Origin of the sequence: Haloferax sp. AB510 (genome assembly GCF_024136985.1) — an archaeon.
GTDB lineage: Archaea > Halobacteriota > Halobacteria > Halobacteriales > Haloferacaceae > Haloferax.
Genome location: NZ_JAMYJY010000161.1, coordinates 1 through 5569 on the forward strand (window position 1 = coordinate 1; position 5569 = coordinate 5569).

The window sequence follows — 5569 nt, forward strand, 5'->3', positions numbered from 1 at the left end:
GAGGGAGCGGTCGCTGTCTGTGCAGTGCGCGAGCGATTGCCGCTCGCTATAAATGAAAAAAGCCCACTGGACCGAAGTCCAGTGGGCTCTGTATGAGTGGGGGCGGCGAACTGGATTTCCCAGAGGATCGCTCACTCCAGTACTGACCAGAACGCAGGTGAGCTTAACTGCCGTGTTCGGGATGGGTACGGGTGGAACCTCACCGCTCTGGCCGCCTTAATGCCGATCAACGGAATCGAACCGTTGTCATACCAATATCGGACGGGCCGTCTTACCAATGTGTTCGTGCAATCCAGTTTGCGCCTGGACCCGTTCTCGGGTCTCAGTGCGTATGAATGTGGCTTGGACTGTTAGTGCTCGCGGGCTTAACAACTCGTTGCCTCGTTGCGTACACCCCGAGTCTATCGAACTCGTCTTCTACGAGTGTCCTCAGTGGAACTTCTTTTCCGTGTGGGTTTCGAGCTTAGATGCGTTCAGCTCTTACCCCGTGGTGCGTAGCTGCCCGGCATCTGCCCTCTCGGACAACCGGTACACCAGTGGCACCCATTCGTAGTTCCTCTCGTACTATACGAACGTTCACGTCAAGTTCCTTAACACCCCCAATAGATAGCAGCCGACCTGTCTCACGACGGTCTAAACCCAGCTCACGACCTCCTTTAATAGGCGAACAACCTCACCCTTGCCTGCTTCTGCACAGGCAGGATGGAGGGAACCGACATCGAGGTAGCAAGCCACCCGGTCGATATGTGCTCTTGCGGGTGACGACTCTGTTATCCCTAAGGTAGCTTTTCTGTCATCTACGGGTCCCATGAATGAACCTCGTAGGTTCGCTAGACCACGCTTTCGCGTCAGCGACACTCGTTGGGAATGTCACTGTCAGACTTCCGTTTGCTCTTGCGCTCTTCCACGAGTTCCCGACTCGCGTGAGGAAATCTTTGGGCGCGCTCGATATCTTTTCGAGCGCGTACCGCCCCAGTCAAACTGCCCGGCTACCGGTGTCCTCCGCCAGGAGTGAGAGTCGCAGTCACTAACGGGTAGTATTTCAATGTTGCCTCGGTGGCCCGCTGGCGCGGGTACCTGTGTAATGGCTCCTACCTATGCTGCACATTAGCGACCACGTCTCAGCGACAGCCTGCAGTAAAGCTCTATAGGGTCTTCGCTTCCCCTTGGGGGTCTCCAGACTCCGCACTGGAACGTACTGTTCACCGGGCCCAACGTTGGGACAGTGACGCTCTCGTTGATCCATTCATGCAAGCCGCTACTGAAGCGGCAAGGTACTACGCTACCTTAAGAGGGTCATAGTTACCCCCGCCGTTGACGGGTCCTTCGTCCTATTGTACTAGGTGTTCAGATACCCGCACTGGGCAGGATTCAGTGACCGTACGAGTCCTTGCGGATTTGCGGTCACCTATGTTGTTACTAGACAGTCGGAGCGTCCGAGTCACTGCGACCTGCTCGGTCAAGAGCAGGCATCCCTTATCGCGAACTTACGGGACTAACTTGCCGAATTCCCTAACGTCGGTTGATCCCGACAGGCCTTGGCTTGCTCTGCCAGCGCACCTGTGTCGGATCTCGGTACGAGCTTCTTGCTTGTCTTTTCACGGGCTCTAGGTACCGCCGAATTTCTCTATCTCACCATTCGTTCGCTTCGTGCCGTTACGGCTTCCACGAATTTCGGTGATTCGACGGGGCGAAGGCCCCGCTCGGTGTTTCCTAAAGCGTCGACGTTTGGTGCAAGAAGGTACTGGAATATTAACCAGTTTCCCTTTCATCTATTTCGAATTACGGATAGACTTAGGATCGACTAACCCTCGGCTGATTGACAGTGCCGAGGAACCCTTGCGCGTAAGGCCGTCGGGGTTCACACCCGACTCTCGCTGCTACTGAGACCATGATTTTCGTTGCTGCACGGTCCACACGAGTTCTCACCCGTGCTTCCACCCATGCAGTATGCCAACCTACGGAATCGTGTCATACGACACGCCGCCAGGTCTCGGAGGTGGATTTGAGTCCCGATCATTTTCGACGCCTCGAACCTCGGCCGGTAAGCTGTTACGCTATTCTTAGAGGGTAGCTGCTTCTAAGCTCACCTCCCGGCTGTTTAGGGCTCGAGACAATCTTCAATCACACTTAATCCACACTTTGGGTCCTTAACCTGGCTCTGGGTTGTCTCCCTCACGGTGCACAAGCTTACCCCGCACACCGGACTCCCTGAGTCTACGACGTTCGTAAGTTCGGAGTTTGACAGGGAAGCGAACTCCTCTCGGAGTCCGGATTCCCAATCGGTCGCTCTACCTCACGAACTATCTCATCAGAGGTCATGCTTCGACATGTTTCGGTTGGAACCAGCTGTTGCCAAGTTCGATGGGCCTTTCACCCCTACACCAGAGTCACGAGAGGGTATTGTAGGACACCAACTCTAACGGGCCTCCACGCAGCTTTCGCCACGCTTCGCCCTGCTCCGGCGTAGATCACTTGGTTTCGGGTCGCATCCGGTTGGCTCCCCGCCCTTGAAGACGGTGGCCCTGGTCAAAGACTGCGGCCGTATCGGTTTCCCTATGCCTCCGGGGGTTCACCCCTTAGACTCGCCAGTCAGATGCACTCCATGGTTCGTTTTTCAAAACGCACGACGTAACATCGGCTTCACTCGAGTCTTACTACGGGATCGCTCCCAGTTCATTCGTCGAGTGACCTTGTATGCCACGTCGCTCTATCGCCAACTGATTTCAAGCCCTATTGCACCGCCCTTTTCGGGGTGCTTTTCAGCGTTCGCTCACGCTACTTGTTCGCTATCGGTCTCGAGGAGTGTTTAGTCTTCGCAGTTGATGCCTGCGAAATTCACGAGGGATATCCAACCCCCGCTATTCTGGAACAACCCCAGGATCTGGTTCATACGTTACGGGGTTTTCACCCTGTATCACGCTCCGTTCCAGGAGACTTCACGTATGATCCAGGTCCGTGTTGGGTAGTCCGTACACCACATTGCCCGAAGGCTTCGGTTTGGACTGTATCGCGTTCACTCGCCGTTACTAACGACATCGCGGATTGCTTTCTTTTCCTGTTCCTACTAAGATGTTTCAATTCGGAACGTTCCCCATTGCGCAAGGCAATTGCGAGGGGATTCCCATTCGGAGATCCTCAGTTCTTTCCCTCCATGCGGGTCCCTGAGGCTTATCGCAGCTTGGCACGTCCGTCATCGGCTCTCGAGCCGAGCTATCCACCAGCTGGCACAGTAGCCAGTTGATATAGTCACTGTGACCCGGAGAACGGGTCCAGTGGACGCCTGGATTGCACGTACACACGGTTTCATCAAATCCCCTCGGTGACGACCCGAGGCGAATTTTCGACCCTTCCCAACCTCGCTTGCGCGGGATGGTGCATCTGTCGTCAGTATCCATTCTTTCGAAACGTCTTGCCACACTTAAGGGGCACGATCGTTTCGGAGTGGAGTACTGCTTACCATGGACCCACAGGGATTCGAACCCTGGGCATCCTCCTTGCAAAGGAGGCACTCTACCACTGAGCTATGGGCCCGTGTTAGCCCTAGTAGTTCTAAGGTGTCCGAACGGGTGTCATCGGTGAACTCGGAAGATCGCGTGTGAGCCACCCCGTCGGGGTGGTCTCGGTCGTTAGGAGGTGATCCAGCCGCAGATTCCCCTACGGCTACCTTGTTACGACTTAAGCCCCCTTGCGAAGCCCAGATTCGACCACCGTGTGGTGGCCTCATCCGGACCTCACTCGGGTGCTTTGACGGGCGGTGTGTGCAAGGAGCAGGGACGTATTCACCGCACTCTATTGAAATGCGATTACTACCGAATCCAGCTTCATGAGGGCGAGTTTCAGCCCTCAATCCGAACTACGATCGAGTTTAGGAGATTAGCGTTCTCTTTCGAGATAGCAACCCATTGTCTCGACCATTGTAGCCCGCGTGTAGCCCAGCTCATTCGGGGCATACTGACCTACCGTTGCCCGTTCCTTCCTCCGCTTTAGCAGCGGCAGTCCTTCTAATGTACCCAGCCAGTCGAAACTGCTGCTGGCAATTAGAAGTGCGGGTCTCGCTCGTTGCCTGACTTAACAGGACGCCTCACGGTACGAGCTGACGGCGGCCATGCACCTCCTCTCTATAGCGTCGTGATAAGGTCATCAACCTGATCGTCATCACTATAGTCGGAGCTGGTGAGATGTCCGGCGTTGAGTCCAATTAAACCGCAGGCTCCTCCGGTTGTAGTGCTCCCCCGCCAATTCCTTTAAGTTTCATCCTTGCGGACGTACTTCCCAGGCGGCTCGCTTCTCGGCTTCCCTACGGCACAACACAGGCTCGTAGCCTGTGTCACACCTAGCGAGCATCGTTTACAGCTAGGACTACCCGGGTATCTAATCCGGTTCGAGACCCTAGCTTTCGTCCCTCACCGTCGGATCCGTCTTCTCGAGGTGCTTTCGCCATCGGTGGTCCGTCCAGGATTACGGGATTTCACTCCTACCCCGGACGTACCCCTCGAGCCTTCCGGTCCCAAGCCACGTGGTTTTCACCGGACGCCCGCCAGTTGAGCTGGCGGATTTCCCGATGAACCTTCGTGGCCGGCTACGGACGCTTTAGGCCCAATAATATCGGTCATCACTTGAGCTGCCGGTATTACCGCGGCGGCTGGCACCGGTCTTGCCCAGCTCTTATTCCTCGACCGCCTTACAGTCGAGAAAAGCGAGGACTATATGCCCTCGCACTTGGGGTCCCCTTATCGCACTTGCGTGCAGTGTAAAGGTTTCGCGCCTGCTGCGCCCCGTAGGGCCCGGAATCTTGTCTCAGATTCCGTCTCCGGGCTCTTGCTCTCACAACCCGTACCGATTATCGGCACGGTGGGCCGTTACCCCACCGTCTACCTAATCGGCCGCAGCCACATCCTACAGCGCCTGAGCGTTTCGGGGAGTCGGCATTCCAGCATGACTCCCGTATGAACTATTAGCCTCAGTTTCCCGAGGTTATCGTTCTCTGTAGGGTAGTTTGGCCACGTGTTACTGAGCTTTTCGCCACGAGTATGAACTCGTGCAACTAGCATGGCTAAATCGGACCCCAATAGCAATGACCTCCGGCAGGATCAACCGGAATGGGTCGCGACCATTTAAACCTGGTCGCGGGGTTTTGGCGGGTGAATGGCAGCGTAATGCTGTCAAATCACCGTTCAAAGGTCCGAGTTCGTATGACATCCGTTCGGATGTCACCGAACTACTAGGGCTAACATCAGATACCGTCTTGCGGCGTACCGCAGGGGCGGAATCCTCATTTCCTTCGGACCTGAACCGAGGCGATTCGTGGGTATAAACCCTTCGAACCCCGTTCGGTTCAGGTCCGGTGAGGCAGGACGCGTTGAATCGCCCTGCAATCGCGGTGTGTCGTTCGCATTCATCCGAAATGCCTTGGACCACTTAAGGCCGTCGTATCGTGGCGACCCCCGGGAAGGTGTGTCATCCCGGTGGGCGCCTGACGACCTTGGGGTCGGGGCGTTCGGTGGAAGCTTTCGGGGGGAGTGCCCCCGTGCGCTTCTTCGCATTAATCCGAATGCCGGGGATACAT

1 tRNA gene and 3 rRNA genes are annotated in these 5569 nt (G+C 56.0%); all 4 read right to left on the reverse strand.

The features are described 5' to 3' along the window. Positions 1–97: 97 nt before the first annotated feature. A 5S ribosomal RNA gene (rrf, locus tag NKF06_RS19535) occupies positions 98–219 on the reverse strand. 111 nt (positions 220–330) lie between these two features. After that, positions 331–3245 (reverse strand): 23S ribosomal RNA (locus NKF06_RS19540). A gap of 217 nt (positions 3246–3462) precedes the next feature. Then, positions 3463–3534: transfer RNA gene (locus NKF06_RS19545), tRNA-Ala, on the reverse strand. Between the two features lie 97 nt (positions 3535–3631). Next, a 16S ribosomal RNA gene (locus tag NKF06_RS19550) occupies positions 3632–5104 on the reverse strand. The 16S, 23S and 5S rRNA genes sit together here with 1 tRNA gene alongside, the layout of an rRNA operon. Between the last annotated feature and the right edge of the window lie 465 nt (positions 5105–5569).